The organism is Pseudomonas sp. LBUM1678, assembly GCF_059695575.1.
The window spans coordinates 246,175-273,122 of sequence record NZ_CP166775.1; the positions used below are offsets into that span (position 1 = coordinate 246,175).

The following is a 26,948-nucleotide window of genomic DNA, read 5'->3' on the forward strand; positions in this document are numbered from 1 at the left end:
GGTCTACAAGGGTGAAGTTAAAACTGGCGTTTTCGCCTGGTTTTTGAGCCGCGTAGGGCTTATGCCGGTCAGTCAAGAACTGCACAATCCCTGTGGGAGCGAGCCTGCTCGCGATGGCGGTGTGTCAGACGACGAATATGTTGACTGACACTCCCTCATCGCGAGCAGGCTCGCTCCCACAGGTTGCTATGCGCTGAAATTAACTCAAATCGATGACATCTAGCTACAGGACAGCGAACGTGCCTTGTGCTTTTGCGACCAGTTTGTCGCCTTGCATCACGTCTGCTTCGACCACCAGCGTGCGGCGGCCCGGGTGAATGACCCGTGCCGTGCACATCACTTCACCGTCAGAAACGGCGCGAATGTAGTTGATCTTGCATTCGATGGTCGCGCTCTGCTGGTCAAAGCCGTGGGTGCTGGAGCAGGCCAGCCCCATGGCAATGTCCACCAGACTGAATAAAGCCCCGCCGTGCAGCTTGCCGCCGCGATTGCGCAGTTCTGGCTCAAGCGCCAGGGCGACTTGCGCCACCCCGGTTTCCAGGCTGTGCAAGCGACACCCCAGCAGCTTGAAAAACGCGCTTTCGGTCAGCCCGGCGGGAATCTCCATCAGCGTTTCTTCAACTGCTTAGCGTTGGCGAACAGCGAAGCCATGGCGTTGTTGGTCGGGGCCGCTGCCGTGGTTTCCTTGCGCGGTGCGGTGTTCTGGGACTGGCGCGGAGCCGAACCCGGACGTGCACCACGAGCCCCGTCGATTTTCTCGCCCGGGGTGTCGCTCATGCGCATCGACAAGCCCACGCGTTTGCGCGGAATGTCGACTTCCATGACCTTCACTTTCACCACGTCACCGGCCTTCACCGCTTCGCGCGGATCCTTGATGAACTTCTCCGAAAGCGCGGAGATGTGCACCAAACCGTCCTGATGCACGCCGATATCAACAAACGCGCCGAAGTTGGTCACGTTGGTGACGACGCCTTCGAGGATCATCCCCAGTTGCAGGTCCTTGAGCTCTTCGACGCCTTCCTGGAACTCGGCGGTCTTGAACTCCGGACGCGGGTCGCGGCCCGGTTTTTCCAGTTCTTGCAGGATGTCGGTGACCGTTGGCAGACCGAACGTTTCGTCGGTGTACTTCTTCGGATCAAGGCGCTTGAGGAAGCTCGCGTCGCCAATCAACGAGCGAATGTCGCGGTCGGTTTCAGCGGCAATGCGCTGCACCAGCGGATAGGCTTCCGGGTGAACCGCCGACGAATCCAGCGGGTTGTCGCCGTTCATGACGCGCAGGAAACCAGCGGCCTGTTCGAAGGTTTTTTCGCCCAGACGAGCGACTTTCTTCAACGCTGCACGAGTCTTGAATGCGCCGTGCTCGTCGCGGTGGCTGACGATGTTCTGCGCCAGGGTCGCATTGAGGCCGGAGATGCGGGCCAGCAGCGCCACGGAAGCGGTGTTGACGTCGACGCCCACGGCGTTCACGCAGTCTTCGACCACGGCGTCCAGGCCGCGCGCCAGTTTCAGCTGCGACACGTCGTGCTGGTACTGACCGACACCGATGGATTTCGGATCGATCTTCACCAGTTCGGCCAATGGATCCTGCAGGCGCCGGGCAATCGACACCGCGCCACGGATCGACACGTCGAGGTCCGGGAATTCCTTGGAAGCCAGTTCCGACGCCGAGTAAACCGATGCGCCGGCCTCGGAGACCATGACCTTGGTCATCTTCATCGCCGGGTATTTTTTGATCAGCTCAGCGGCGAGCTTATCGGTTTCACGGCTGGCGGTGCCGTTGCCGATGGCGATCAGGTCAACCGAGTGCTTGGCGCACAGGGCGGCAAGAATCGCGATCGTTTGATCCCACTTGTTGTGCGGCACGTGCGGGTAAACCGTGGCGTGATCCAGCAGCTTGCCGGTGGAATCGACCACGGCGACCTTGCAGCCGGTGCGCAGGCCCGGGTCGAGACCCAAGGTGGCGCGCGGGCCGGCCGGGGCCGACAAGAGCAAGTCGTGCAGGTTATGGGCGAACACGTTGATCGCTTCGGTTTCCGCGCCGTCGCGCAGCTCGCCCAGCAGGTCGGTTTCGAGGTGGGTGTAGAGCTTGACCTTCCAGGTCCAGCGCACCACTTCGCCCAGCCATTTGTCGGCGGCGCGGTTCTGGTTCTGGATACCGAATTGCTGGCCGATCATGCCTTCGCACGGGTGCATGGTGCCCGGCAGCTCGTCGCCGACTTTCAGCGCGGAACTCAGAATGCCTTCGTTGCGGCCACGGAAAATCGCCAGTGCGCGGTGCGACGGCATGCTTTTCAGCGGTTCGTCGTGTTCGAAATAATCGCGGAACTTGGCGCCTTCCTCTTCCTTGCCGGCGATGACGCGGGCACTGAGGGTCGCTTCCTGCTTGAGGTAGCTGCGCAGTTTGTCCAGCAAACCGGCGTCTTCGGCGAAGCGTTCCATCAGGATGTATTTGGCGCCTTCGAGGGCGGCCTTCACATCGGCCACGCCTTTTTCGGCGTCGACGAAGCGTGCGGCTTCAGCGTCCGGCGTCAGGCTCGGGTCATTGAACAGGCCGTCCGCCAGTTCGCCGAGGCCGGCTTCCAGGGCAATCTGGCCCTTGGTGCGGCGCTTCTGCTTGTACGGCAGGTACAAGTCTTCGAGGCGGGTCTTGGTGTCGGCGAGTTTGATGTCGCGTTCGAGTTGCGGGGTCAGCTTGCCTTGTTCTTCAATACTGGCAAGGATGCTGATACGCCGTTCGTCGAGTTCTCGCAGGTAGCGCAGACGTTCTTCCAGATGACGCAACTGGATGTCATCGAGGCTGCCGGTCACTTCTTTCCGGTAGCGGGCGATGAAGGGAACGGTAGAGCCTTCATCGAGTAGCGCGACGGCCGCTTCGACCTGTTGTGGGCGTACACCGAGTTCCTCGGCGATGCGGCTGTTGATGCTGTCCATAAAACCACCTGACAAATTGTGAAAGCAGGCTCGCAGCCGCAGAGATAAAGGCTCGGCGAGTCTGGTTGAGCGGCCTGGCGTGCGCCGCTACCTGGATCAACAGGTATCCCGTTGACCCGTGAAATCGAACAATGACTGCCGGCACCATGAAAATAAAAAGCGGCCACCTGCAGCATGATCAGACGTTGCCTGACACAAAAGGCCGCGCATTATAACCAGCGTTCTATCATTCAGGGGCATCGCAGGCGGTAGCGCGAAGGCCGGATTTCTGGCGGTGAAGGAAAAATCTGCTAACAATGCACACGGTGCGTATAACGGCAGCTACGCCATAATGCGCGCCGAGATCAAAGGAGCATCTAATGAGCAGCACTGCAAACAATGCTGAAGGCGAAAAAATTCTTATTGTTGACGACGATCCAGGGCTGAGCAGCCTGCTGGAGCGTTTCTTCGTCAGCAAGGGCTACCGTGCCCGCGCCGTACCGAACACCGAACAAATGGATCGCCTGCTGGCGCGTGAAGTGTTCAACCTGGTCGTTCTCGACCTGATGCTGCCCGGCGAAGACGGTCTGACCGCCTGCCGCCGCCTGCGCACGGCGAACAATCAGATCCCGATCATCATGCTGACCGCCAAGGGCGATGAGCTGAGCCGCATCAAGGGCCTGGAACTGGGCGCCGACGATTACCTGGCCAAACCGTTCAACCCGGACGAGCTGATGGCCCGTGTCAAAGCGGTCCTGCGCCGTCAGTCGACGCCTGTGCCGGGAGCACCGGGCAGCGAAGACGAAAGCGTGACCTTCGGTGACTACGAGCTGTCCCTGGCCACCCGCGAACTCAAGCGCGGCGACGAAGTGCACATGCTCACCACCGGTGAATTCGCGGTGCTCAAGGCCTTGGTCATGAACGCGCGTCAGCCACTGACTCGCGACAAACTGATGAACCTGGCCCGTGGCCGCGAATGGGATGCCCTGGAGCGTTCCATCGACGTGCAGATCTCCCGTCTGCGCCGGATGATCGAACCTGATCCATCCAAACCGCGTTACATCCAGACGGTCTGGGGCGTGGGTTACGTGTTCGTTCCGGATGGCGCCGCCTCCAAGTGATCGGCGATTTGTAGGAGCGGGTCTTGCGGACGATTGTCCGCAGACTCGCGATCCGCAATATGCGAGCATCGCTCGCTCCTGCAAGTGTGTAGCGGTTATCCATGAAAACCCCCGTTTGGTTCCCCCAGAGTTTCTTCTCCCGCACCCTGTGGCTGGTGCTGATCGTCGTCCTGTTCTCCAAGGCGCTGACCCTGGTTTATCTGTTGATGAACGAAGACGTGCTGGTGGATCGCCAATACAGCCACGGCGTCGCCCTGACGCTGCGCGCCTATTGGGCTGCCGATGAAAAAAACCGAGAGAAAATCGCTGATGCCGCCACCCTGATCCGGGTCGTGGGCGCAGGTGTGCCGGAAGGCGAACAACACTGGCCCTACAGCGAGATCTATCAGCGGCAGATGCAGGCCGAACTGGGTGCGGACACCGAAGTGCGATTACGCATGCACTCGCCGCCGGCCCTGTGGGTTCGGGCACCTAGCCTGGGCGATGGCTGGCTGAAAGTGCCGCTTTATCCGCATCCGTTGCGCGGCCAGAAAATCTGGAACGTGCTCGGCTGGTTCCTCGCTATCGGTTTGCTGTCCACCGCCTCGGCGTGGATCTTCGTCAGCCAGCTCAATCAACCGCTGAAACGTCTGGTGTATGCCGCAAGGCAACTTGGCCAGGGTCGCAGCGTGCGCCTGCCGATCAGCGACACCCCGAGCGAGATGACCGAGGTGTACCGCGCCTTCAATCAGATGGCTGAAGACGTTGAGCAGGCCGGTCGCGAGCGCGAGCTGATGCTGGCCGGGGTATCACACGACCTGCGCACGCCTTTGACCCGTTTGCGGTTGTCCCTGGAGTTGATGGGCGACCACAACGACCTCACCGACGCGATGGTGCGCGACATCGAAGACATGGACGCAATCCTCGACCAGTTCCTGGCGTTTATTCGCGATGGTCGTGACGAGTCCGTCGAGGAAGTGGACCTGAGCGATCTGGTTCGTGAAGTCGCTGCGCCGTACAACCAGAACGAAGAAAAAGTGCGGCTGCGCCTGGAACCGATCCAGCCGTTTCCCCTGCGTCGGGTATCGATGAAGCGGTTGCTGAATAATTTGATCGGCAATGCTTTGCATCACGCTGGCAGCGGGGTTGAGGTGGCGGCTTATGTGTCTGGCGATACCAGCGCGCCGTATGTGGTGCTGAGCGTCATGGACCGTGGGGCGGGGATTGATCCTTCCGAATTGGAAGCGATCTTTAACCCATTCACTCGGGGTGATCGTGCCCGGGGCGGGAAGGGGACAGGGTTGGGCTTGGCGATCGTGAAGCGGATTGCTTCGATGCATGGGGGAAATGTTGAGCTGCGTAACCGTTCTGGTGGCGGGCTGGAAGCGCGGGTGCGGTTGCCGCTTGGGTTGATGCTGCCGCGAGACGCTGTCTAACAAATCCAGCGCGGTCACTGTGGCGAGGGAGCTTGCTCCCGCTGGAGGCCGAAGGACTCCCAATGCCGACAACCGAGTTTTTCCAGATAGAACTCGGTTGCCTGGTTTTGCGGCTGCTGCGCAGCCGAGCGGGAGCAAGCTCCCTCGCCACAGGGGAACGGACTAAGCGTTAACCTTTGCCTTTGGTCCGGGTCATATTCGGCCCACCATTCTTCTCAAGATGCTCAATGATAATCCCCGCCACGTTCTTCCCGGTGGTGGTCTCAATCCCTTCCAGTCCCGGCGACGAGTTCACTTCCATCACCAGCGGCCCGTGATTGGAACGCAGGATATCCACACCCGCCACCGCCAGACCCATGACCTTCGCCGCGCGCAACGCGGTCATGCGTTCTTCCGGGGTGATCTTGATCAGGCTGGCGCTGCCACCCCGATGCAGGTTGGAGCGGAACTCCCCAGGCTTGGCCTGGCGCTTCATCGCCGCGATCACCTTGTCACCGACCACGAAGCAGCGAATGTCCGCGCCACCGGCTTCCTTGATGTATTCCTGAACCATGATGTTCTGCTTCAGGCCCATGAAGGCTTCAATCACTGACTCTGCCGCCGTCGCCGTTTCACACAGCACCACACCGATGCCTTGCGTACCTTCCAGCACCTTGATCACCAGCGGTGCGCCGTTGACCATGTCGATCAGGTCGGGAATGTCATCCGGGGAGTGCGCAAACCCGGTCACCGGCAGGCCGATCCCCCGGCGCGAGAGCAATTGCAGCGACCGCAACTTGTCCCGCGAACGGGCGATGGCCACCGATTCATTGAGCGGGAAAACCCCCATCATTTCGAACTGGCGCAACACCGCGCAGCCATAAAACGTCACAGAGGCGCCGATCCGCGGGATCACCGCGTCGAAACCCTCCAGCGGCTTGCCGCGGTAGTGGATCTGCGGCTTGTGGCTGGCAATGTTCATATAGGCGCGCAGGGTGTCGATCACCACCATTTCATGGCCACGCTCGGTACCGGCTTCGACCAGACGACGAGTGGAATACAGACGCGGGTTCCGCGACAGCACAGCGATCTTCATGCAACACCTGTGGAGGAGGTAGATACCGGGAACACCGGCTTGTCTTGTACGTACTTGATGCCCGGATTGACCACCAGTTGGCCGTCGATCAGGGCTTTGGAACCGAGTAGCAGGCGATAACGCATGGACTTGCGGCAGGCGAGGGTGAATTCGACCCGCCATACCCGATCACCCAGGGCCAGTGTGGTGCTGACCACGTAGCGCATCTGCGCGTGACCGTTGGAGCTTTTAATGGTTTTGCGCGTCACCAGTGGCGCCTCGCAGCGTCGATGACGCAACTGCACCACCGTGCCCAGGTGCGCGGTGAAGCGTACCCAGCTTTCACCGTCGCGCTCGAACGGCTCGATGTCGGTGGCATGCAGGCTTGAGGTACTGGCACCGGTATCGATTTTTGCGCGCAGGCCCGCGACCCCCAGATCCGGGAGCGCCACCCACTCGCGCAGACCGATAACGGTCAAATGGTCAAATGTCTTCAATAGGAAAAAACCGGCGATTAACGCGTCCAGGCCTCAGGCGTTACCTGGGCCAACGCTTTGAATGCAGGCTTGGCGAACCAGTAACCCTGCATCAGAAATATTCCACAGTCCGCCAGGAAATCCCGTTCTCCGGCGCTTTCGATGCCTTCGGCGATGACTGTAACGTTCAACTCCGCACAGATTGTGACAATCCCTCGAACGATAGCCTGACGAACACGATCGCGGTCGACATCGCGGATCAGTGCCATGTCGAGTTTGATCAGGTCCGGTTGGAAATCAGCCAGCAGATTGAGCCCCGAGTAGCCCGCGCCGAAATCGTCGATGGCGGTCTTGAAGCCGAATTCGCGGTATTCACGCAGAATATTAGTCAAATGGCGATAGTTATCTACGTGCTGGCTTTCCAGGGTTTCGAAAATCAGACGGTTGATGGGGAAGTTGTGTTTTGTCGCGGCCTCCAGGGTGCTGCGAATGCACAGCTCCGGGCGGTACACGGCGTTGGGCATGAAGTTGATCGACAAGTGTGTCTGCATGTTTAGATTGGCCGCCCCTTCAATGGCGCGGGTCCGGCAGAGCTGGTCGAAACGGTAGCGATTCTCCTCGGTAACCTGGTCGAGCACCGACAGTGCGCCTTCCCCGGCAACGCCGCGTACCAAGGCTTCATGAGCAAAAATCGACTGATCGCGCAGATCGACGATCGGTTGGTAGGCAAAAGAAAAATCGAAGCCCAGCGGCTCGCTTTGCTGACAGCCCTGGCAACCGCCCTGCGGCGAGGTCAATGAAGACGGAAATATAGTCACTCGATCACTCCATGCCGGTGAGCCGGCCAAGATCACAGTCTATCGGGAGGGCCGAGTTCTTGCGCCCGACAGAAACGGTAGTACAGTTCCGACTACTGGCCGAAAGAGGAATTCATATGGCACAAAAACAGGAAGAGGACGACAAGGTCCGTCTCGATAAGTGGTTGTGGGCTGCGCGTTTTTATAAAACACGCGCCTTGGCCAAGGCGGCGATTGAAAGTGGCAAGGTGCATTGCCGGGGTGAGCGCTGCAAACCGGGCAAGGAGCCGAGGGTCGGTGACGAGTTTCAGATTCGTACAGGGTTCGAGGAACGCACGGTGGTGGTTCAGGCGTTATCGATTGTGCGCCGTGGTGCGCCAGAGGCTCAGGCCTTGTATGCAGAAACGGATGCCAGCGTCGCCAAGCGCGAAGCGGCCGCGGCCATGCGCAAGGCCGGCGCGTTGGGCGTGAGTACCGATGGCAAGCCGAGCAAGAAACAGCGGCGGGATTTGTTCAAGTTTCGTGGGAGCAGTAACGACGAGTGATGCTGTTGCTTCTGTGGCGTCTGGGCCGACGCTTTCGCGGGCAAGCCACGCTCCCACAGGTATTGCGCAGTCCTTTGTGGGAGTGAGCCTGCTCGCGATCGAGTGCGCAGCACTCGCCGGCAGCAACCCGGAATCAGCCGCTACGCACCACACTCATCCGCGAAACTCCCCACTTCGAACGGGCGCAGACTTGCAATCGCCCAGATGCGTAGCCATATCGGGTAACTGCCCAGCGGCGCATTCAGCAGTTGAAATAACCACTCGTCGAAAATCAAACACAGCATCTGACCCGTAGGCCATAACCAGAAGGCCAGCAGCGTCAGAGGCACAAAATTGCACAAAGCCAACCGGCGCAGGTCCACCTTGCTTGGAACAAACCCGGATTGTTCATAAAATGCCTCCCATGGCTGAACATCGCGCACCCAGTGGGGTGCTGCAAAGGCGCAATTTTCACGTTTTGTAACCATTTGTCATTACTTCAGAACCCAGACCTATGACCGATCTACCGGATACCGACTACACCCAACGCTTCATCTTCGATGACAGCGACACCCGCGGCGAGCTGGTTTCGTTGGAACGGAGTTACGCCGAAGTCCTCGCCAAACACCCGTATCCGGAGCCGGTCGCGCAACTGCTCGGCGAGCTGATGGCGGCCGCATCGTTGCTGGTCGGCACCTTGAAGTTCGATGGCTTGCTGATTCTTCAGGCCCGATCCGACGGCCCGATTCCACTGCTGATGATCGAGTGTTCCAGCGAGCGCGAGATCCGTGGCCTGGCCCGTTATGAAGCCGACCGTATCGCCCCCGACGCGACCCTCGCCGACCTGATGCCCAACGGCGTGCTGGCGTTGACCATCGACCCGATACAAGGCCAGCGTTACCAGGGCATTGTTGATCTGGATGGCGAAACCCTGTCGGAGTGCTTCACTAATTACTTCGTCATGTCGCAACAGGTTGGCACTCGTTTCTGGCTGTACGCCGATGGCCGTCGCGCCCGTGGCTTGTTGCTGCAGCAACTGCCTGCCGATCGTTTGAAGGACGAAGAAGAACGCGCCGCCAGCTGGCAGCACATCACCGCGCTGGGCGGTACGCTGACCGCCGACGAATTGCTGAGCCTGGACAACGAAACCGTGCTCCATCGCCTCTACCACGAAGAGCAGGTGCGTCTGTTCGACGTGCAGAAACTGCGTTTCCGTTGCAGTTGCTCGCGAGAACGTTCAGGCAATGCTCTGGTCAGTTTGGGTATGGAAGACGCGCAAGCGCTGGTCATCGAGCACGGCGGCAACATCGAGATCGATTGCCAATTCTGCAACCAGCGCTACCTGTTTGATGCCGCCGATATCAGCCAGTTGTTCGCTGGAGCGGGTGTCGATACGCCGTCAGATACCCGTCACTAAAACGGTTCAGCGCAGGTAAATTCACTGCTCCGCGCCGGAATAACGCCGTTCTGACGGGAGGGCCCTACTATTTTTGGGCTTTTCTGGCATAATCCGGCCCACTTTTTTCGCGGTAGTAGTGTACGAATTTCTACTACAAAACGTTTGGAGCACTCGGCCACTGGCCGACGGGGAACCTCATGACGCAAGCCAATAACGCCGTGTACACCGATCTGAGTGTTGATGATCTGGTCAAAGAAGCCCTGAATCGCGGTGAAGGCGAGCTTGCCGACACTGGCGCGCTGGTTGTTCGCACCGGTCACCGTACCGGCCGCTCGCCAGTCGATCGTTTCATCGTTGAAGAGCCGTCCACTCAGGCCGCCATTGCCTGGGGCCCGATCAACCGCAAGTTCCCGGCCGACAAGTTCGATGCCCTGTGGGACCGCGTCGAGGCCTTCAACAACGCGCAAGAGCATTTCGTTTCCCACGTTCATGTAGGTGCGTCTGCCGATCACTACCTGGCCGTGAAAATGACCACGCAGACTGCCTGGCAGAACCTGTTCGGTCGTTGCCTGTTCATCAACCCGGCCCAGTACAACCCGGCTGGCCGTGATGAGTGGCAGGTGCTCAACGTCGCCAATTTCGAATGCGTTCCAGAGCGTGACGGCACCAACTCCGATGGTTGCGTGATCCTCAACTTCGCACAGAAAAAAGTGCTGATCGCCGGCATGCGCTACGCCGGTGAAATGAAAAAAGCCATGTTCTCGGTGCAGAACTTCCTGCTGCCGGCCGCCGACGTGCTGCCAATGCACTGCGCTGCCAACATCGGTGAAGCGGGCGACGTGACCCTGTTCTTCGGTCTGTCCGGCACCGGTAAAACCACCCTGTCCGCCGACGAAAGCCGTTACCTGATCGGTGACGACGAGCACGGCTGGGGCGAAGGCGTTGTCTTCAACATCGAAGGCGGCTGCTACGCCAAGTGCATCGACTTGTCCGAGAAGAACGAGCCGGTTATCTGGAAAGCCATCAAGCACGGCGCAGTCCTGGAAAACGTCGTTATCGATGACGCCAAGCACGCCGACTACGCCGATGTCAGCCTGACCCAGAACAGCCGCGCCGCCTACCCGCTGGAGCACGTTGCCAAGCGCTCCGAGAAAAACCTCGGTGGCGAGCCAAACGCTGTGATCTTCCTGACCTGCGACCTGACCGGCGTCCTGCCGCCAGTGTCGATCCTCAGCGAAGAACAAGCGGCCTACCACTTCCTGTCCGGCTACACCGCTCTGGTGGGCTCGACTGAAATGGGTTCTGGCAGCGGCATCAAGTCGACCTTCTCCACCTGCTTCGGCGCACCGTTCTTCCCGCGTCCGGCCGGCGAATACGCAGAACTGCTGATCAAGCGCATCCGCGGTTTCGGCTCCAAGGTTTACCTGGTCAACACTGGCTGGACCGGCGGTGGCTACGGCGTTGGCAAACGCTTCAACATCCCGACCACTCGTGGCGTGATTGCAGCGATCCAGAGCGGCGCGTTGATCGGTGCTGAAACCGAACACCTCGACACCATCAACCTGGACGTGCCGTTGACAGTGCCGGGCGTTGAGACTGGCCTGTTGAACCCGCGTAACACCTGGGCTGACAAGGCTGCTTATGATGAAGCGGCCAAGGCATTGGCCGGGTTGTTTGTTGAGAACTTCAAGAAGTTTGAAGTGAGCGACGCGATCAAGGCTGCTGGGCCTAAGCTGTAAGGCTTGGATTTAGCGAATTAAAAAGCCGCCCTTTGAGGGCGGCTTTTTTGTGGGCGTCAGTTTCAGGTTTTCAGATGCAGGACTAACGCCCCTGTCAGAACCAAAACAACACCCAGCACCTGCACCTTCGCCAGTCGCTCCTTGAAAAACACGTAACCCAAAATCGCCGCAATGCCGCCGGACAGTGTGCTGATCACCGTCACCACGGAAACCGATCCCGCCACCGCGCCCCAGGCAAATGAAGAGAACCCACCGAGGTTCATCAGGCTGGCGCCCGTTAACGTCATGCAGTTTTTCAACGGCGGAATTTTCAAGCCATCCTTGATCTTCAACACCATGACAACCAGCACGATCAGCCCAACCAGATAGGCCAGCCAAAGCATCGTCACCGGACCCAGTACCGGAAGAACGAAGCGGCCTTGCAGCCAGAAACTGGTGCCATAAAAAACAGCCGCCAGCAGAGCATAGGCAATCGAACTGCTGGCCTGAGTGGTGTGTGGAAGTTTCGGGTCAGAGTGGATGCTGGAAAGGACGACCCCGATCACGCACAGCGCGATGCACAGCAGTTGAATCAGGCTGATCTGTTCTCCGCCCGCCCAGGACAGCAACGTGGTGACCACGCCATAGGACGTCACCAACGGCGCGACGATAGAGGCCTTGCCGAGAGCGAACGCCTTGGACAAGGCAAGGGCTCCGGACACGGTCAACACAGCGGCGACCATGCCGATCAACCAGACATCGAGCGATGCCGACATCGATTTAAGAATGAAGGCAGGAAAAGCGATCAGCAACAGACTCATGATGCTGAAGCCCAGCGCCTGACCGAAGTACACCGCGCGTTTAACGCCGACCGCGCGGGCGTTCAAACCCACCAGAAAATCCGTGCCGCCCCAAAGCAAGGCGGCGAGCAAACCCATCAATACGTCCACGCTATGTCCTTATAGGTGTGTTTGGGGAGCGCATCGTAACCTTTGGGTTGGAAGTGGCGATAGCGGGTGAAATCGAGGGGAGCGGTTTCTCAGTATTAAAGTCTTGCACGCGCCCCAATCTACATGCCTCGTTATGTGTTGGATTCAGGCTTCTTTTTTTCCGTAAATAAAGCGGAGAAAGCGTGGGTATTCAGTGGGAAGTCGTCCGGGTCAAACCCGCTGTAATCTGACCCACGAATAACACTACCTGTCTGAGAGACGAATGGTTTGCTTACCTTGGCGGTAGTGGTGCTTTGTTCGAGCCTGTTTTTTTTGATCTTTGGACTTGGGGCTCGACTTAACTGAGCGTCCTGTAATCGACGTCCCATCTCATCGGATTCGCCAACCTTGTTCAAGTCTTGCTCCAGACTCAATACCTGCATCACTGACAGATACGCACCCATTGTCACTCCAGCAGCACCCGACTCCAGTGAGCGTAAAGTCATGACAGACATACCCGCTCGCTCTGCCACCATTTTGGCGGTCAGCCTTCGACGTAAACGAGCCAGTTTCAGGCGGTCGCCGAGATCGGCAAGCAGTCGTTTAGTCCGTGGTAGAAGTGGCGCTGTTTTTCTAGCCATACAGCTAATATTCCTTCACTTCTGAGGTGATAGCGCCAGAATAATTGCAGTTATGGGCCTTTTCAGTCGCCGCTTCTGCTGTTTTTACTTTCCATTTCCTGTGTATCCCAGCGCTGCGTCTTGACCGCTTGATAAAGCATGCCGATAGTCAGTGGGACTTTGTCGCCGCGACCCTTTGCCCTTCGCTTGAGGTGCACATCAAACCCTTCCGGCTGAAAGTAGCGATAGGCGTCGTAGTTTACGAGGTCGATCCCGAACTGTTCTTCCAGCAATTCCATCAAATGCCGTGCATCAGCGCCGTTGCAGCCCAGGTCGAAGTTGATCGACGTATTGAGGCTGATGGTTTTGCGTTCGGGCAGGCCGAGTTCTTCGTGCAGCAACTGCATGAGCAGGTGCATGGTGTGATCGTCGGGGAAGTTGGGGGCGAGGTTCATGGCGGGTATATCCGATATGTTTATGACGGAGGCCCTAATGGTTGAGAATGTTCAATAGTGCGGCGACGAATTGTCCAACGGATCACCAATGCAACGCTCGAAGATAGCTTCTAAACCACGGTAGTCGCACATGACTGCATCAATATTTGCGGGTATCCAAGCGGCATCTTTGATAAGCCACCAATCGACGGCAAATCCTGCGTTGATGATGATTTGTTCAAACAGAATGCGTTGAGTTCGACCGTTTCCTTCACGGAAAGGGTGGATAACATTTAGGTCACCGTACGCTTCAGCAATCTTGATGATTAACTCAGCTTTACTGGTGCCTGTGAACCAAGCAGCGTGTTCCATGACACGGAAGATTTTTTCGGCTTCTGGGATGATTCGTTCTGCCGTACAAAAAAGCGTATCGCCTTTCTGAATGTTCACTGTTCTCAGCAGTCCAGCCCATTCATAGACATCACAAAAAAGGGTCTTATGAATATGCTGTAGAAGGCTGAAGTCGTATGGAGGGGGGAGGAGACGAAAATTGCTGACGGCGATTTCTGAAAGTTCTCGCTCAGCTTTTTGTAGGAGCTCTTCATCCTGGATATTGAGCAGGTTACGCAATATCCCGCTATCGGGATAACAATAGGGGTCTTGGCCGACCCCGTATTTATCTACCATTAACGTGGATTCTGACGATATTTGCTAAGAACCGATTCCCGTGAGGGTAGCGGTTTTTCAGCATCGGCACGCGTGGTATCAAAGCCTTCAAGGCGTAGGCTCGCCAAGTAGTTTGACCGGCGGACTTTGTCGTAATAATCCTGTTTTTGCTGAAACGTCAGTTCGCTCATGACATCTGCCTCTCGGTGCAATGCTCAAGTGTAGCTCAAACGACTTGGCAAATAGGTCGGTATTTTTGATGTTGGGATCAGGCGGTGCGTCCATCACTGGCAAGCCCGAGCCCATGGAGTCGTGGCTTGCCAGTTAGTACTCAGCGGCGTCAGGCAGGTGCTTTCCAGTCCATCATGCGTTGTTGGGCGACTTGGAGCAGGTCGCAGCCGTCTTGGGCTAAGAGGAAGAGCGCGTGGGTGATATGGGGGATGTCTTCGACGTCGCCATGTTTGAAGCAAACGCAGTGCAGGGTTTTGAGGAGGTCACTGGAGGCTCGGATGCGCTGGAGGGCGGCTTCGAGAATGTCTTGAGGGTTCGCCTCTGTGTCGATGATCAGGGGCGGGGAATCGGTGAGGTTGGTTTGTAGTGGACGGTAGCGTTCGTTGAGCTCATTAAATGCGTTCATTGTGCAAACTCTCAAATGAATCAAAAAAGGTGTCGCCACCATCGTGACCAAGCGATGGGAGGCGGACTGTGTTCGGGTTGGTCAACCGGTGAGAGAGCACACATTTGCCGGCACGCCCGAAGACGTCCCAAACACAGCCACCATAAAATATGCAGACACTTGAGGTGTCGGCAGCATACAACGGAAGCGTATCTGTGCTCCATTCGGGTGACCAAGCCCGAGTCGCTGATTTGGCAGCGACATTCACGACTATAGATACGAGCCACCAGGCAGCGATAGGCGACAAAGAGTCCCCGCTTGTAGGATCGGGCCGAACCTCGGATAGGCCCTTTCTATAGGATTATTCCGCGACGTATTTTCTCGTGTTTTTCCGCCATCAGCTTCCTTGCGTCCTCATCGGAAATGCTCGGCCGTGGATCATCAATGCTGGCCTGAACCAGCCTGATGAACCACGCCTCGTAGGCAGCCTTGTCGATGGGAGCATCACAGCATTCAGGTAATGCTTTTTCCTTCATCGGTTTCACCTCTGATTGTTTACAGTTGAACTGCCGACCCCCGCACCCATCACTCAACCAATGTGCTTATACGCAGCAACATCCAGCAGGCTAGTGCTCAACCCGGTCGCGGGCGCGTAGATCGTGCCTTTCACCGCCGAGAAGTTGACCCCTTTGCTGCCCAGCGAAACGTAACGTTCGCCTTGATCCAGTTCGGTGAAATAGGTGTAGGAGTGTTTGTGCATCAGTTTGTACTTCGCTTCGTCGCGGGCCATGGCGTTGCTGAGGTTTTCCAGGTCGGCTTGGGTCAGGTTCAACGGTTTGTTCAGCTGCACGCCCCAACGCTTGAGGCAGACTTCGGCGAGGTGGCGGACGATCCGGCCTGGCTCGGCCAGGGCTTTCGGGCCGTTGGTGCCAGTAGGGGACGCGTTGCCAGCCAGGGTGGCGTGGCGGCCGGCCATGGGGTAGATGTGGGTTTTGGTGCCAGTGGCGGTTTGCGGGATGACGCAGCTGAAACCTTTCGAGCGTTCGTCCCGGGCATAGAAACCTACATACTCTTTGACGTTGGCCCCGAGTTTGACTTTGTCATCCTGAAAGTTACCGGTGCCCGGTACCGGATCAAGGGCAAAGATATTCACCGGAATGTTTTTAAGTGCAGTGTCCTTGAGCATGGCGTTGGCCAGCATGTGGCAACTGACGCCGCCGCGGCTCCAACCCACCAGATTGACTTGGGTGGGAATAACGCCGTCTTTGCGGAACGTCTTGATAATTTGCTCCTGTAATTTTTGTTGTGTCACGCTGCGATCGCCATAGTTGTATTTGCGCCAGAACCACGAGCCTTCAACTTTCACATCTTCGATTGGAATGCCGGCAGCTTTCAGACGGTTGTATTCCGCTTCGGTCAGTTGCTCACGCTGCCAGTCGCATTTGCCTTTGATGATGTTGATCGCGTGTTGAACGTTCTCCGCCCAGCCTTTGCCGAACAGTGAGCCACTGAGGCCGTAGTCCTTGGACTTGGTAAAGAGGTCGTCGGCTTGCAGGTTACCGCTGCCGGGACCGTCGACCACGATCCATTCGGCGAACTCGCGGCCGGTATGGTGAGAGGCAAGCGTGGAGACCAGTTCACCGTCCCAAAAGTTTTCATGAGTGTCGTCGAACTTGGTCGAACCGGTGCCGCAAAAGAAAATAGTTAATGTAGTCATTTGTAGTGCTCTAGTGTGATTTAAGAGCTTGCAGACTAGTGTGTGTTGTTTGGATGTTGAAGGGGTTAGTTGTTTCTATATTTGTGATTTTAATATTATATGCGTTGCCTTGCAACTTCGAGAAGTTCGCAACCATCCTGCGTTAACAAATAAAGTGCAGTCACTATATGGGGGATATCTTTCACATCAGCCTGTTTGAAGCACAGGCAATAAAGTGTTTCGAGCAGGTCGCTGGCGGCGCGCAAGCGTTGGTGAGCGGCGTCGAGGACGGCGCCAGTGCTGGCGGCGGTGTCGATGACCAACACGGGCGTTTCGCTGTAGCTGGTTTTGAGCGGGCGATAGCGGTCTTGCATGAGGTCCGTCCTGTTTTCAGCGGCGGCGCAAACTATAGAGGCGTACTTCCCGGCGTCGCAATACAGCGCAAATGGACAGGGTTTGTAGGGGATTTACCTGCGTTGTGGCCTTTTGCCTACGCGTACCCCGAGGCTTTTTTCAGCAATACCCCTAGAAGTCGAATTTCCTACGTGTTTGTCAGGCGCAGCGCATCAATCCTCTGTATGGTGCGCGCCAGAATCTGTAGGACGTTTCGAAAACGTCTGTCCAACGCTTAAAGGGAATTAAGTATGCAATGGCTACGTATGGCCTCGATTTTGTTGCTGTGGGCGGGTGTTTGCCGTTTGACGGGCGCGGCTGACGCGAGCAACCCGATGATCCACGCCAATGTGGATCGCACCGGTTGGCCGGAGGCCCTGACCAGCCAGGCGAACGTGGACACCGCGTCCCGCGCCGAGGTGTTGATGTTCGGCAAGGCATTGCTGGCCAGCGAAATGCTTGACGAACAAGGTCTGAAACAGCGACTGGGCGTGCAGGATGTGAAGCTCAAGTCGGTCAGGCAAGTGCGTGACGGTCTGTGGGATCGGTTGTTGGCCACCTACCGCAGCGCCAGTCAGAACTGCGACGGCGAACCCTTCTGCCCCCGCGTGCGAAGTGTCGCTGATTTGCGTCAGTTGGCGGCCGCGTTCACAGGTGAAATCAGCCCGGCTCATGCGGTTTGGGCGAGCAAGAGCCGGGTGTTTCAGGAGCAGATCTTGAACGAACAACTGCGGGTGGCGGTGATGGTGCCGTAGCCACTTATGGCGTAGTCGTCAGGATGTTCGCCAGGCTTGTTGGGCTGCGCATTCCAAGGTGTCGCACGTAGCGAGCAAGGGTGGTTCTTCGGGAATCCTGTCGCACCCGTTCAGCAGCATGGATGACAGGATCAGGGCGATCGCGAAAAACGATTTTTGAGGCATGGTCGTTCCTTGTTCAAATGCCGCGCTCATCAGGCGTCCTGCCGTGATGTGAAGTGCGCGGACGGTGGTTGTGCGAGAAGACCTTAACGTCAGATCCAGGGGCTGCGCGAGGAACAAAGTGTTTCGTTTGTTTCATCCTGTGGCAAAGGACCCTGGAGCGAGGCTGTATCATCCCGTATCGTTTTGGTCCCCGACCTTTTCTCGACTCGCTGCGTTTGCCGGCTAGGCTTTGGGCTTCGCAGCGGTCAACGGAGTGACAGCTTATGCACAACACCCTGGAACAGGTTTTCGGTTATCCACAGTTTCGGCCCGGCCAGGAGGCGGCGGTCAGCGCGGTGTTGGCCGGGCGCTCGGCGGCGGCGATTTTCCCCACAGGCTCAGGCAAGTCCCTTTGCTATCAGTTACCGGCCCTATTGCTGCCGCACCTGACGCTGGTGGTCTCGCCGCTGCTGGCGTTGATGCAGGATCAGTTGGCGTTCCTGCAACGGCATGGCATTGCGGCGGGCAGTATCGATTCGGCCCAGAGTCGTGATGACGCAAGCGATGTGATGGCGCGGGCCAAGTCCGGCGAGCTGAAGATTTTGATGATCTCTGTAGAGCGCCTGAAGAACGAGCGATTCCGCAATTTCTTGCAGCAGGTGCCGATCTCTCTGTTGGTGGTGGACGAGGCGCACTGCATCTCGGAGTGGGGCCACAACTTCCGCCCCGACTACCTCAAGCTTCCCGACTATCAGCGCCAGTTCAACATTCCGCAGGCGCTGCTGCTGACGGCCACCGCGACGCCCAAGGTGATCGCGGACATGGAGGCCAAATTCGCCATCGCCCCGGAAGACGTAGTGACCACAGGTTTCTACAGGCCGAACCTGAATCTGCTAGTCGAGCCGGTACGCGGTCAGGACAAGCGCCGACGTTTGGTCGAATGGATGAGCGAACGCCCCGGCCAACCGAGCATCGTTTACGTCACGTTGCAGAAAACCGCCGAGCACATCGCCGAACACTTGGGCCGCAATGGCATTCAGGCTGAGGCCTATCACGCCGGTTTACCCCACGAACAGCGCGAAGCCATTCAAAAGCGTTTCATGGGCGGCCAGTCCAATTGCATTGTCGCGACCATCGCCTTCGGCATGGGCATCGATAAAAGCGACATCCGCAACGTCGTGCATTTCGACCTGCCCAAATCCATCGAGAACTACAGCCAGGAAATCGGCCGCGCCGGGCGTGACGGGCAGCCGTCCGACTGCCTGGTGCTGGCCAACCGCGACAGCCTTAACGTGCTGGAAAACTTCGTCTACGGCGATACGCCGGAGCTGGAGGGCATTCGCTGTGTGCTCGATGAGATGCAAGCTGCTGCGCCGGAGGGGCAGTGGGAGTTTCTGTTGGGGCCTTTGGCGGACCAGAGCAACATTCGCCAATTGCCGCTCAAGACCTTGCTGGTGCAACTCGAACTGCGTGGTCTGATCGCCCCGCGTTACGCTTATTACGCCGAATACCGCTTCAAGTATTTGCAAGAACCGGAAGCCCTGCTGGCCCGCTTCGAGGGCGAGCGCAAAGACTTTGTCGCGGCAATCATCCAGACCTCCAACCGTGCGCGGACCTGGGCCACGGTGAATTTCGACGCGCTGTATGAGCAGCATCAAGCTGAGCGCAACCGGGTGGTCAAGGCGCTGGATTATTTCCAGGAAAAAGGCTGGGTCGAGCTGGAAAGCAAGCAGATGACTGAGGTTTACAGCTTGCTGCAAACGAATGTCGACAGTCAGGCACTGAGTACAGAACTGCACGCTTATTTCACTCAGCATGAACGCACCGAGATCGCCCGGATTCACGCGATGCTGGATCTGTTTGCCACCGATCATTGTCTGGGTTATCGCCTGGCCGAGTACTTCGGCGACGAAAATGCGCCGCGTCAGTGCGGGCATTGTTCGGTGTGTCATGGGCACGTGGCGCGGTTGCCAACGCCGCCGGAATTACCGGCGCTTGTGGATAAAAACTTCGAAGCGCTGTGTGGTGATTTTATCCACAGGCATGAACAGCACACCGGCAATGTCCCGTCGGCTGAGCGAGTGACCCGGTTTCTGTGCGGGATCAGCGTGCCGCTGTTTACCAAGCTAAAGGCGCGTTCGATTCCGGGGTTTGCTGCGCTGGAAAATTATCCGTACGCCGACGTGCGGGAATGGGCTGAAGCGCATCTGCCCAGTTGAATCGTCGCACCGCCGCTCACACAGGGATCTTTGGTGTATTCGCGGGTAGATCCATCCGCTGAATGTCCCTCATCACAGGAATAAATTTCAAAAATGCCCGGCGGCTGACTATGGTGAGGGCTGTCTTTGGATCGCCAACAAGAGAACAACCATGAGCCAGACACTGTTCAACATTCAGCGCGCCGCTGTCATCGGCGCGGGCACCATGGGCCGTGGCATTGTCATGTGCCTGGCCAATGCCGGCGTTCCGGTGCAGTGGGTCGATAACAATCCGCAGATGCTGGAACAGGCGCTGGCCACCGTGGCAGACACCTACGCGCACAATGTGCGACAGGGCCGGATCGATCAGGTCGAGGCGGACGCGCGCATCGCACGGGTCACGGCGGCGGCTGATTATGCGGCGATCCGCGATGTTGATCTGGTGATCGAAGCGGTTTACGAAAACCTGGAGCTCAAGCAAAAGATCTTCCGTGAACTGGACGGCCTGCTCAAACCCGAAGCCATTCTGGCCAGCAACACTTCAGCGCTGGATATCGACGCCATCGCTGCGGCGACTCGCCGTCCGGCCCAGGTCCTGGGCCTGCACTTCTTCAGTCCGGCCCACATCATGAAGTTGCTGGAAATCGTCCGCGGTGCACAGACATCCCCGGCGGTGCTCGATGCGGCGCTGGAGTTGGGCCAGCGCATGGGCAAGGTCAGCGTGGTGGCGGGTAACTGCAATGGTTTCATCGGCAACCGCATGCTCAATACCTACGTACTCGAAGCGCGCAAGATGCTGCTCGAGGGGGCTTATCCCTATCAAGTGGATGCGGCGCTGCAAGGATTCGGTTTTGCCATGGGGCCGTTTCGCATGTACGACGTGGTTGGTGTCGACCTGGGTTGGCGGGCTCGGGAGCTGTCGGGTATTGGGCAAGATGTGCCAGAGGTTCAAGTGGATAACCGTCTCTGCGAATTGGGGCGTTTTGGTCAGAAGAGTGGCAACGGCTATTACCACTACGAACCGGGCAGTCGGCAGGCTGAGCACGATCCGGAAGTCGATGCGCTAGTGCTGCAGGTCAGCGAAGGGCTTGGGTTTCAGCGCCGCGAGATAAGCCCTGAGGAGATTCTCGAGCGCTGTCTGCTGGCACTGGTCAATGAAGGGGCGAAGATCCTTCAGGAAGGTATCGCCGGGTCGGCACATGACATCGATCTGGTGTACCTCAACGGTTATGGTTTCCCAGCGGACAAGGGCGGGCCGATGGCGTGGGCGGATCAGCAAGGGCTGGCGGATATTCATCAGCGTTTGATGGCGCTGGAAACCCGCCAGGGTGATCACTGGAAGCCGGCGCGGTTGATTGGTGAGTTGGAGGCGGCGGGTAAGGGCTTTTCTGACAGGTGATTGATGCAGCGCTTTTGAAGGCCTTTTCGCGAGCAAGCCCGCTCCCACAAGGATCTAGGTCGCGCACGCACTCTGTGTCTATAGCGAATGACCTGTGGGAGCGGGCTTGTTCGCGAAGAACGATAACGCGGTATTCGCCTTAGACTGGCAATCCAACTCCAGGAATCGACACGATGTCCAACCCGATGCCCCAACGCACCGACTACCCCCACTTCCAGCCCATCACCACCCGCTGGCACGACAACGACGCCTACGGTCACGTCAACAATGTCACCTACTACAGCTTTTTCGACACAGCGGTGAACACCTACCTGATCGAAGTCGGTGGCCTGGATATCCATGACGGCGAGGTGGTGGGTTTTGTGGTGAGCTCGTCTTGCGATTACTTTGCCTCCATCGCCTTTCCCGACCGGATCGAGATCGGTCTGCGGGTGGGCAAGTTGGGCAACAGCTCGGTGCAATACGAGCTGGCGGTGTTCAAGGCCGGGGAGGATGAAGCCTGCGCGGCGGGGCGCTTCGTGCATGTGTTTGTGGATAGGGCGTCGAATCAGCCGGTGGCGATTCCTGCCGGGTTGCGCGGTGCATTGGAGCGGTTGGTGGTTTGACGGACAAAAAAAATCGCAGCTTTTGGGCTGCGATTTTTTATCTAGCTGTCAGCAATGCCCGTTCAGGCCTCAATGATGACGATTGTGCTTGTGATGTTTGCGATGACCATAGGCATGACCACGGCCAGGGTGGCCGTCGCGGTAGTAGCGACGATCATCACGGCCGCCGCGATAGGAGCGACGATCATCGTCCTCGTCGCTCTTGTTGCCCATGTAGTTACCCAGCGCGCCACCAGCGCCGCCGCCTGCTGCGGAGCCGATCAGGCTGCCGGTGGTGCCGCCCATGCTGCGGCCGACCACGTTACCGCCTGCTGCGCCCAACGCACCGCCAATGGCGGCTTCGCCACGGCTGCGTTTGTCTGCGCCGACTGCGCTACCACCCGCGCCGCCCAGGGCCGCGCCAATGGTGGAGCCTGTGTTGCCGCCTAACGATTGACCGACGACTGAGCCAAGAACCCCGCCCAATGCGCCGCCCACACCTGCTTCGGTGGTGCCTCCGGCAGAAGCGAAGCCACTGACCAGGCCAAGGGACAACAAGAGAATCGAGGAGAACTTCATAGAGGAACCTCAAGGGGATGACGGCGCGATCCTGAGGCTGTGTCATGGTCGTGACAATCGAAATCCGACGAGTAACACGACTTGAGCACATTTCTATAAGTTGCTGTTTTTTGGGCGGAACTTAAGTGTTTTTCGCCGGTCTTTAGCTACTTCGGACAGGCCGTTTTTGTGAAAAAACGGCCTTTTTTGTGGGCGATGGGAAAGTTACTTGTCCGGAAGATGCGTTGAATGGTCTACCGTCATCGCGAGCAGGCTCGCTCCCACACTTGATCTGCGTCGAACACAAATCCACTGTGGGAGCGAGCTTGCTCCGGGCGGCGTTCCGACGATGGCGTCAGTCAAGGCGACGCATTAAGCCGACTTGGCCAAAATCAACCCAGTCTCACTCGCCATTTCCAACCGGATCGCCACAAACTTCGACGTCGGCGTATGGCTGCCATCCCCGGTGCTTTCCAGCGGCACCAGCGGATTCACTTCCGGGTAATACGCTGCAGCCTGCCCCGCAGGAATATCAAACGCCAGCAACGTGAAACCCTTCACTCGACGCTCACGCCCATCATCCCAGATCGTAACGATGTCAGCCTTTTGCCCAGGCTTGAAGCCCAGGCGAATGATGTCGGCTTCATTGACGAACAACACATCCCGCTGACCTTTCACGCCACGATAACGGTCATCAAGCCCATAAATCGTGGTGTTGTACTGATCGTGAGAACGCATCGACTGCATGATCAGATCCGGCAACACGCCCGTGGCGCGGGTGCGTTCGTGTACCAGGTCTTTTGGCAGCACGTTCGGCCGGAAATTGGCGCGCCCCGATGGGGTGTTCCACTTGCGCGCACCGGCGCTGTTGCCGAGGTAGAAACCGCCCGGGTGCTTGACCCTCTCATTGAAGTCGCGGAAGCCCGGAATGGTGTCGGCAATCAGGTCGCGGATACGGCTGTAATCGGCCACCAGCCAGTTCCAGTCCACCGGTTTACTGCCCAGGGTGGCGGCGGCGATGCCGGCGATGATCGACGGCTCGGAGCGCATCTGGTTCGACAGTGCCTGCAACTGGCCGTTGGAGGCGTGGACCATGCTGAACGAGTCTTCGACGGTCACCGCTTGCGGGCCTTCGGTCTGGATGTCGATGTCGGTTCGGCCCAGGCACGGCAAGATCAGCGCGGCTTTACCGTGGGCCAAATGGCTGCGGTTGAGCTTGGTGCTGATCTGCACGGTCAGGTCGCAATTGCTCAGGGCCTGGAAGGTGCGGGTGCTGTCCGGGGTCGCTTGGGCGAAGTTGCCGCCCAGGCCGATGAACACTCTCGCGCGGCCGTCGGCCATGGCGTGGATCGCCTCGACTACGTTGTGACCGTTTTCACGCGGCACCTTGAACTGGAAGCGTCGCTCCAGGGAATCGAGGAACGCCACCGGCGGACGTTCGTTGATGCCCATCGTGCGGTCGCCCTGCACGTTACTGTGGCCGCGCACCGGGCACAGACCGGCGCCCGGCCGGCCGATGTTGCCGCGCAGCAGCATCAGATTGGCGATTTCCTGGATGGTCGCTACCGAGTGGCGATGCTGGGTGATGCCCATGGCCCAGCACATGATCACGTTCTTGCCTTTGGCGTACATGAGCGCCGCTTGCTCGATTTCCACCAGGGTCAGGCCGGACTGCTCGACGATCTGCGCCCACGGCGTGTCGTCGATGGCGCCCAGGTATTCCAGCACGTTGGCGCTGTGTTCATTGAGGAAGTCGTGATCGAACACCGAAGGCTGACCAGTCTGCTGCGCTTCGCGCTCCCAATGCAGCAGGAATTTCGCCATGCCGCGCAGCACCGCCATGTCGCCGCCCAGCGCTGGTCGGAAATACGCCGTGTTGGTCGGCTTGTCGCCGTTGGTGAGCATTTCGATCGGGTGCTGCGGGTGCTGGAAGCGTTCCAGGCCGCGCTCTTTGAGCGGGTTGACGCACACCACTTGGGCGCCGCGTTTCACCGCTTCGCGCAGCGGTTCGAGCATCCGTGGATGGTTGGTGCCCGGGTTCTGTCCCCAGACAAAAATCGCATCGGCGTGTTCGAAATCATCGAAAGTTACGGTGCCTTTGCCGACGCCGACACTTTGCGCCAGCGCCACGCCGCTGGCCTCGTGGCACATGTTAGAGCAGTCAGGGAAATTGTTGGTGCCGTAGGCGCGCACGAACAGCTGATACAAGTACGCCGCTTCGTTGCTGGCGCGGCCCGAGGTATAGAACTCGGCTTGATTGGGGCTCGACAGCCCTTGCAAGTGTTTACCGATCAGCGCGAACGCCGCTTCCCAGCTGATCGGCTTGTAGCGATCGGTTTCGGCGTCGTAGCTCATCGGCTCGGTCAGACGGCCCTGATACTCGAGCCAATAGTCGCTCTGCTCCAGCAATGAGCTGACGCTGTGCTTGGCGAAGAATGCGCCGTCGACACGCCGCTTGGTCGCTTCCCAGTTCACCGCTTTGGCGCCGTTCTCGCAGAACGCCACCATGCCGGCTTCGTTGGAATCGCCCCAGGCGCAACCGGGGCAGTCGAAGCCGCCGTTCTTGTTGGTTTTGAGCATCATGCGCAGGTTTTTCAGCGCGTTGTCACTGGTCAACCAGGCCCGGGCAACGCTGGCCAGTGCGCCCCAACCACCGGCCGGGCCTTTGTAGGGCTTGTAGCGGGGGACGGGTTTCTGGTCGGCTTGACGATGTTGACTCACGCTTGATTCTCCAATGCCGGGCTGTAGACCCGCGGCGCATTCTTCTGGGGCAGATGGATTAGGTTAAGGTTATGGCGACGGGCCCATTGCACGGCAAGGCCCGTGGGCGACGACAGGCTGACGAGGGTCTGGATGCCTGCGCGCAACACTTTCTGGATCAATTCAAGGCTGCAACGGCTGGTGACAATCGCCAGGCCGCCTTCAGTAGAGATGTTCTGGCGAATCAACCCGCCAATCAGTTTATCGAGGGCGTTGTGCCGGCCGATGTCTTCGCGGCCCAGCAGCAATTCGCCCTGACCGTTCATGAACACCGCCGCATGCACCGCACCGGAGTGCTGACCGAGTGGCTGGAATGCACCGATGCGCTGACGCAAACCATCGAGCCACTCGGCGGGAGGCAAGGGTGCGCCGGCCAACACCTTGAGGTCTGGCAATGCCTGTTCAACGGCCTCCACGCCACAGAGCCCGCAACCGCTGGTGCCGGCCATTTGTCGACGCTGCTGCTTGAGGTTCCAGAACGCGCGGTTGCCGATGGTTACTTGCGCGTATTGCGCCGAGCCAGAGCCGCTGAGTTGCAGGTCATAGATGTCGGAGGCGTCTTCGATGATGCCGCTGCCGAGGCTGAACCCGACAATAAAGTCTTCCAGGTCCGTCGGCGTTACCAGCATCACAGCCTGACTGATGCCGTTATAAGCAATCGCCAACGCGACTTCCTCGGCGAGCGCGGTGCTGGCCGATTCGGTGTATTGAAGGTCGCTGTAACTGTACGTCTGGCTGGCGGCGGGCGCGGACGTTTCAGTGGCTGGCGCCGCGCAAACAGGGCGCTTGGTGTTCATGAGGCATCACCGACGGTTTAGTCAGCTTTAAGCCTATGCGCGTCAAGTTGTCACGTCTAATCGCTATTACTGATCCGCTGATAGATGGCGTCGATCAAGAGGCCGTCGGCGATTGTTGATAAATCGAAAAACAGGCTTCTGCCAATGCTGATCTCGGGGCACTGCGGCGCATGATCAGCCCCAGCCGGGCAAGGGTCTTGGCGTTTTCAATGGGTTGCAGACGCAAGTGATCGGTCAGGTTTTCCAGGCCTCCCTCTAAAGGCATTACGGCGCAGCAGAGACCGCCGTGAACCGCTTGTAACAATTGGTGGACGGCATCGGTTTGCAGAAGCGGTTGTGGTGTCAGGCCACGGCTGTGGAAGTTATGGTCAATGGACTGGCGAAAATGCATGCCGCTGGTGAGCATGCCCAGCGGCAGTTCGATCAGCGACTCCCAGCTCAGTGGCGCCTCGCCGAACGTAAAAAAGCGCTGATCGTAGAGCAGGCCCATGCGGGTTTCGCTGAAGGCCAGGGAATCGAAACGTTCGCTGTCCAGACGCTCAAGGTACGACACGCCGAGGTCCAGGCGATTGTTCGCCAGTTGTTCGAGGATTTGTTCGGAACTCAGGGCCGAGAGTTCAAAGCGCAGATTCGGGTGCTCGGCATGCAGGCGTTGCATCAGAGGCAGCGGGTCGAAACTCGACAGTGGCACTACGCCCAGCCTGAGTGTCCCGACCAGATTGCCGCGGCAGGCAGCGGCCTCGGCCTGCAAGCCGTCGTAAGCCGCCAGCACCGTACGCGCCCACGCCAACACGCGCTCGCCCGGCGCGGTGAACCCTTCGAAGCGCTGGCCGCGATTGACCAGCGGCAGGTCGAGCTCTTCTTCGAGGCTGCGCAGGCGCATGGACAGGGTTGGCTGGGTGATGTGACAGCGCGCCGCGGCCTGGCCGAAGTGCCGGGTTTCGTCGAGGGCGATGAGGAATTTCAGCTGCTTGATGTCCATCTT

28 protein-coding genes and 1 pseudogene are annotated in these 26,948 nt (G+C 58.5%); 9 read left to right on the plus strand and 20 right to left on the minus strand.

Annotated elements, in window-relative coordinates:
* Positions 1-223: 223 nt before the first annotated feature.
* Together ACA070_RS01110 and ACA070_RS01115 are read right to left on the minus strand one after the other, a co-directional pair.
* Positions 224-607 carry a PaaI family thioesterase gene (locus ACA070_RS01110; RefSeq protein WP_008019061.1) on the minus strand — a complete coding sequence of 128 codons (384 nt, stop codon included), beginning with the start codon at positions 605-607 and terminating at the stop codon, positions 224-226.
* Positions 607-2,931 carry a Tex family protein gene (locus ACA070_RS01115; protein WP_497449720.1) on the minus strand — a complete coding sequence of 775 codons (2,325 nt, stop codon included), beginning with the start codon at positions 2,929-2,931 and terminating at the stop codon, positions 607-609. The genes ACA070_RS01110 and ACA070_RS01115 overlap by 1 nt, the downstream gene beginning before the upstream one ends.
* 359 nt (positions 2,932-3,290) lie before the next feature.
* Between ACA070_RS01115 and ompR the strand changes: the two genes are divergently transcribed.
* A complete protein-coding gene (gene ompR, locus ACA070_RS01120; RefSeq protein ID WP_462029042.1) occupies positions 3,291-4,031 on the plus strand; it encodes an osmolarity response regulator transcription factor OmpR in 741 nt (246 codons plus the stop codon).
* A gap of 101 nt (positions 4,032-4,132) precedes the next feature.
* Entirely contained in the window at positions 4,133-5,446 is a 1,314-nt protein-coding gene (locus tag ACA070_RS01125; RefSeq protein WP_461978476.1) for an ATP-binding protein, read from the plus strand.
* Positions 5,447-5,615: 169 nt separating this feature from the next.
* Here ACA070_RS01125 and rimK read toward each other — a convergent pair whose 3' ends face one another.
* Genes rimK through rimA form a run of 3 tightly spaced genes read right to left on the minus strand, consistent with a single transcriptional unit; the run spans position 5,616 to position 7,794 of the window.
* The gene (gene rimK, locus ACA070_RS01130; protein ID WP_007949201.1) at positions 5,616-6,521 is read right to left on the minus strand and encodes a 30S ribosomal protein S6--L-glutamate ligase; all 906 of its coding nucleotides are present in this window, start codon (positions 6,519-6,521) and stop codon (positions 5,616-5,618) included.
* Positions 6,518-6,997 carry a retropepsin-like aspartic endopeptidase RimB gene (rimB, locus tag ACA070_RS01135; protein ID WP_010464766.1) on the minus strand — a complete coding sequence of 160 codons (480 nt, stop codon included), beginning with the start codon at positions 6,995-6,997 and terminating at the stop codon, positions 6,518-6,520. Before rimB ends, rimK begins: the two co-directional genes overlap by 4 nt.
* A gap of 17 nt (positions 6,998-7,014) precedes the next feature.
* Positions 7,015-7,794, minus strand: coding sequence for a S6 modification regulatory phosphodiesterase RimA (rimA, locus tag ACA070_RS01140; RefSeq protein ID WP_497449721.1), 780 nt, complete (start codon positions 7,792-7,794; stop codon positions 7,015-7,017).
* A 116-nt stretch (positions 7,795-7,910) separates the two neighbouring features.
* Here rimA and ACA070_RS01145 point away from each other — a divergent pair, with 116 nt between their 5' ends.
* Positions 7,911-8,318 (plus strand): RNA-binding S4 domain-containing protein, encoded by a 408-nt coding sequence (locus ACA070_RS01145; RefSeq protein ID WP_461983513.1) that lies wholly within the window; start codon positions 7,911-7,913, stop codon positions 8,316-8,318.
* Between the two features lie 173 nt (positions 8,319-8,491).
* Here the strand turns inward: ACA070_RS01145 and ACA070_RS01150 are convergent.
* Positions 8,492-8,709 (minus strand): annotated as a pseudogene (locus tag ACA070_RS01150) (phosphatase PAP2 family protein); the annotation flags it as partial.
* 102 nt (positions 8,710-8,811) lie between these two features.
* Here ACA070_RS01150 and hslO point away from each other — a divergent pair.
* Both hslO and ACA070_RS01160 read left to right on the plus strand, forming a co-directional pair.
* Positions 8,812-9,714: an Hsp33 family molecular chaperone HslO gene (gene hslO, locus ACA070_RS01155; RefSeq protein ID WP_497449722.1), complete on the plus strand. Its 903-nt coding sequence runs from the start codon at positions 8,812-8,814 to the stop codon at positions 9,712-9,714.
* Positions 9,715-9,893: 179 nt separating this feature from the next.
* The gene (locus ACA070_RS01160) at positions 9,894-11,435 is read left to right on the plus strand and encodes a phosphoenolpyruvate carboxykinase (protein ID WP_497449723.1); all 1,542 of its coding nucleotides are present in this window, start codon (positions 9,894-9,896) and stop codon (positions 11,433-11,435) included.
* Positions 11,436-11,497: 62 nt separating this feature from the next.
* Here ACA070_RS01160 and ACA070_RS01165 read toward each other — a convergent pair whose 3' ends face one another.
* The 9 genes from ACA070_RS01165 to ACA070_RS01205 form a co-directional block, all read right to left on the minus strand.
* A complete protein-coding gene (locus tag ACA070_RS01165) occupies positions 11,498-12,352 on the minus strand; it encodes an EamA family transporter (RefSeq protein WP_497451892.1) in 855 nt (284 codons plus the stop codon).
* Positions 12,353-12,495: 143 nt separating this feature from the next.
* Positions 12,496-12,984 carry a helix-turn-helix domain-containing protein gene (locus ACA070_RS01170; protein WP_497449724.1) on the minus strand — a complete coding sequence of 163 codons (489 nt, stop codon included), beginning with the start codon at positions 12,982-12,984 and terminating at the stop codon, positions 12,496-12,498.
* A 62-nt stretch (positions 12,985-13,046) separates the two neighbouring features.
* Positions 13,047-13,418: a DUF1493 family protein gene (locus ACA070_RS01175; protein ID WP_497449725.1), complete on the minus strand. Its 372-nt coding sequence runs from the start codon at positions 13,416-13,418 to the stop codon at positions 13,047-13,049.
* A 51-nt stretch (positions 13,419-13,469) separates the two neighbouring features.
* Positions 13,470-14,084 (minus strand): Fic/DOC family protein, encoded by a 615-nt coding sequence (locus ACA070_RS01180; protein WP_497449726.1) that lies wholly within the window; start codon positions 14,082-14,084, stop codon positions 13,470-13,472.
* A complete protein-coding gene (locus tag ACA070_RS01185) occupies positions 14,084-14,254 on the minus strand; it encodes a YhfG family protein (RefSeq protein ID WP_497449727.1) in 171 nt (56 codons plus the stop codon). The genes ACA070_RS01180 and ACA070_RS01185 overlap by 1 nt, the downstream gene beginning before the upstream one ends.
* 149 nt (positions 14,255-14,403) lie before the next feature.
* Positions 14,404-14,700 (minus strand): hypothetical protein, encoded by a 297-nt coding sequence (locus tag ACA070_RS01190; protein WP_462029035.1) that lies wholly within the window; start codon positions 14,698-14,700, stop codon positions 14,404-14,406.
* Between the two features lie 332 nt (positions 14,701-15,032).
* The gene (locus tag ACA070_RS01195) at positions 15,033-15,215 is read right to left on the minus strand and encodes an antitoxin PaaA2 family protein (protein ID WP_497449728.1); all 183 of its coding nucleotides are present in this window, start codon (positions 15,213-15,215) and stop codon (positions 15,033-15,035) included.
* 53 nt (positions 15,216-15,268) lie between these two features.
* Positions 15,269-16,396, minus strand: a complete 1,128-nt coding sequence (locus ACA070_RS01200) for a hypothetical protein (protein ID WP_497449729.1) — start codon at positions 16,394-16,396, stop codon at positions 15,269-15,271.
* Between the two features lie 95 nt (positions 16,397-16,491).
* Positions 16,492-16,749 carry a hypothetical protein gene (locus ACA070_RS01205; protein ID WP_497449730.1) on the minus strand — a complete coding sequence of 86 codons (258 nt, stop codon included), beginning with the start codon at positions 16,747-16,749 and terminating at the stop codon, positions 16,492-16,494.
* Between the two features lie 270 nt (positions 16,750-17,019).
* Between ACA070_RS01205 and ACA070_RS01210 the strand changes: the two genes are divergently transcribed.
* Positions 17,020-17,523: a polysaccharide deacetylase gene (locus ACA070_RS01210; RefSeq protein ID WP_497449731.1), complete on the plus strand. Its 504-nt coding sequence runs from the start codon at positions 17,020-17,022 to the stop codon at positions 17,521-17,523.
* An 18-nt stretch (positions 17,524-17,541) separates the two neighbouring features.
* Here ACA070_RS01210 and ACA070_RS01215 read toward each other — a convergent pair whose 3' ends face one another.
* Positions 17,542-17,718: a hypothetical protein gene (locus ACA070_RS01215; protein ID WP_497449732.1), complete on the minus strand. Its 177-nt coding sequence runs from the start codon at positions 17,716-17,718 to the stop codon at positions 17,542-17,544.
* 233 nt (positions 17,719-17,951) lie between these two features.
* Here ACA070_RS01215 and ACA070_RS01220 point away from each other — a divergent pair, with 233 nt between their 5' ends.
* The 3 genes from ACA070_RS01220 (at position 17,952) to ACA070_RS01230 (ending at position 21,869) form a co-directional block, all read left to right on the plus strand.
* Positions 17,952-19,886: a RecQ family ATP-dependent DNA helicase gene (locus ACA070_RS01220; RefSeq protein ID WP_497449733.1), complete on the plus strand. Its 1,935-nt coding sequence runs from the start codon at positions 17,952-17,954 to the stop codon at positions 19,884-19,886.
* A 151-nt stretch (positions 19,887-20,037) separates the two neighbouring features.
* On the plus strand, positions 20,038-21,264 hold the full coding sequence (locus tag ACA070_RS01225) for a 3-hydroxyacyl-CoA dehydrogenase (protein WP_497449734.1): 1,227 nt from the start codon (positions 20,038-20,040) through the stop codon (positions 21,262-21,264).
* 173 nt (positions 21,265-21,437) lie between these two features.
* Positions 21,438-21,869 (plus strand): acyl-CoA thioesterase, encoded by a 432-nt coding sequence (locus ACA070_RS01230; RefSeq protein WP_497269890.1) that lies wholly within the window; start codon positions 21,438-21,440, stop codon positions 21,867-21,869.
* Positions 21,870-21,938: 69 nt separating this feature from the next.
* Here ACA070_RS01230 and ACA070_RS01235 read toward each other — a convergent pair whose 3' ends face one another.
* The 4 genes from ACA070_RS01235 to ACA070_RS01250 all read right to left on the minus strand — a co-directional run bounded on the left by ACA070_RS01235 (position 21,939) and on the right by ACA070_RS01250 (position 26,945).
* Positions 21,939-22,427, minus strand: a complete 489-nt coding sequence (locus ACA070_RS01235; RefSeq protein WP_109627361.1) for a glycine zipper domain-containing protein — start codon at positions 22,425-22,427, stop codon at positions 21,939-21,941.
* A 351-nt stretch (positions 22,428-22,778) separates the two neighbouring features.
* On the minus strand, positions 22,779-25,127 hold the full coding sequence (locus tag ACA070_RS01240; protein ID WP_497449735.1) for an FdhF/YdeP family oxidoreductase: 2,349 nt from the start codon (positions 25,125-25,127) through the stop codon (positions 22,779-22,781).
* The gene (gene fdhD / locus ACA070_RS01245) at positions 25,124-25,963 is read right to left on the minus strand and encodes a formate dehydrogenase accessory sulfurtransferase FdhD (protein ID WP_497449736.1); all 840 of its coding nucleotides are present in this window, start codon (positions 25,961-25,963) and stop codon (positions 25,124-25,126) included. The genes ACA070_RS01240 and fdhD overlap by 4 nt, the downstream gene beginning before the upstream one ends.
* A 94-nt stretch (positions 25,964-26,057) precedes the next feature.
* The gene (locus tag ACA070_RS01250) at positions 26,058-26,945 is read right to left on the minus strand and encodes a LysR family transcriptional regulator (protein ID WP_497449737.1); all 888 of its coding nucleotides are present in this window, start codon (positions 26,943-26,945) and stop codon (positions 26,058-26,060) included.
* Positions 26,946-26,948: the final 3 nt, after the last annotated feature.

Bases quoted from the DNA above. Each gene is read 5' to 3' on its own strand.
- ACA070_RS01110 (WP_008019061.1), bottom strand. From the start codon at position 607: ATGGAGATTCCCGCCGGGCTGACCGAAAGCGCGTTTTTCAAGCTGCTG.
- ACA070_RS01115 (WP_497449720.1), bottom strand. From the start codon at position 2,931: ATGGACAGCATCAACAGCCGCATCGCCGAGGAACTCGGTGTACGCCCA.
- ompR (WP_462029042.1), top strand. From the start codon at position 3,291: ATGAGCAGCACTGCAAACAATGCTGAAGGCGAAAAAATTCTTATTGTT.
- ACA070_RS01125 (WP_461978476.1), top strand. From the start codon at position 4,133: ATGAAAACCCCCGTTTGGTTCCCCCAGAGTTTCTTCTCCCGCACCCTG.
- rimK (WP_007949201.1), bottom strand. From the start codon at position 6,521: ATGAAGATCGCTGTGCTGTCGCGGAACCCGCGTCTGTATTCCACTCGT.
- ACA070_RS01145 (WP_461983513.1), top strand. From the start codon at position 7,911: ATGGCACAAAAACAGGAAGAGGACGACAAGGTCCGTCTCGATAAGTGG.
- hslO (WP_497449722.1), top strand. From the start codon at position 8,812: ATGACCGATCTACCGGATACCGACTACACCCAACGCTTCATCTTCGAT.
- ACA070_RS01160 (WP_497449723.1), top strand. From the start codon at position 9,894: ATGACGCAAGCCAATAACGCCGTGTACACCGATCTGAGTGTTGATGAT.
- ACA070_RS01165 (WP_497451892.1), bottom strand. From the start codon at position 12,352: ATGGGTTTGCTCGCCGCCTTGCTTTGGGGCGGCACGGATTTTCTGGTG.
- ACA070_RS01170 (WP_497449724.1), bottom strand. From the start codon at position 12,984: ATGGCTAGAAAAACAGCGCCACTTCTACCACGGACTAAACGACTGCTT.
- ACA070_RS01175 (WP_497449725.1), bottom strand. From the start codon at position 13,418: ATGAACCTCGCCCCCAACTTCCCCGACGATCACACCATGCACCTGCTC.
- ACA070_RS01180 (WP_497449726.1), bottom strand. From the start codon at position 14,084: ATGGTAGATAAATACGGGGTCGGCCAAGACCCCTATTGTTATCCCGAT.
- ACA070_RS01185 (WP_497449727.1), bottom strand. From the start codon at position 14,254: ATGAGCGAACTGACGTTTCAGCAAAAACAGGATTATTACGACAAAGTC.
- ACA070_RS01190 (WP_462029035.1), bottom strand. From the start codon at position 14,700: ATGAACGCATTTAATGAGCTCAACGAACGCTACCGTCCACTACAAACC.
- ACA070_RS01195 (WP_497449728.1), bottom strand. From the start codon at position 15,215: ATGAAGGAAAAAGCATTACCTGAATGCTGTGATGCTCCCATCGACAAG.
- ACA070_RS01200 (WP_497449729.1), bottom strand. From the start codon at position 16,396: ATGACTACATTAACTATTTTCTTTTGCGGCACCGGTTCGACCAAGTTC.
- ACA070_RS01205 (WP_497449730.1), bottom strand. From the start codon at position 16,749: ATGCAAGACCGCTATCGCCCGCTCAAAACCAGCTACAGCGAAACGCCC.
- ACA070_RS01210 (WP_497449731.1), top strand. From the start codon at position 17,020: ATGCAATGGCTACGTATGGCCTCGATTTTGTTGCTGTGGGCGGGTGTT.
- ACA070_RS01215 (WP_497449732.1), bottom strand. From the start codon at position 17,718: ATGAGCGCGGCATTTGAACAAGGAACGACCATGCCTCAAAAATCGTTT.
- ACA070_RS01220 (WP_497449733.1), top strand. From the start codon at position 17,952: ATGCACAACACCCTGGAACAGGTTTTCGGTTATCCACAGTTTCGGCCC.
- ACA070_RS01225 (WP_497449734.1), top strand. From the start codon at position 20,038: ATGAGCCAGACACTGTTCAACATTCAGCGCGCCGCTGTCATCGGCGCG.
- ACA070_RS01230 (WP_497269890.1), top strand. From the start codon at position 21,438: ATGTCCAACCCGATGCCCCAACGCACCGACTACCCCCACTTCCAGCCC.
- ACA070_RS01235 (WP_109627361.1), bottom strand. From the start codon at position 22,427: ATGAAGTTCTCCTCGATTCTCTTGTTGTCCCTTGGCCTGGTCAGTGGC.
- fdhD (WP_497449736.1), bottom strand. From the start codon at position 25,963: ATGAACACCAAGCGCCCTGTTTGCGCGGCGCCAGCCACTGAAACGTCC.
- ACA070_RS01250 (WP_497449737.1), bottom strand. From the start codon at position 26,945: ATGGACATCAAGCAGCTGAAATTCCTCATCGCCCTCGACGAAACCCGG.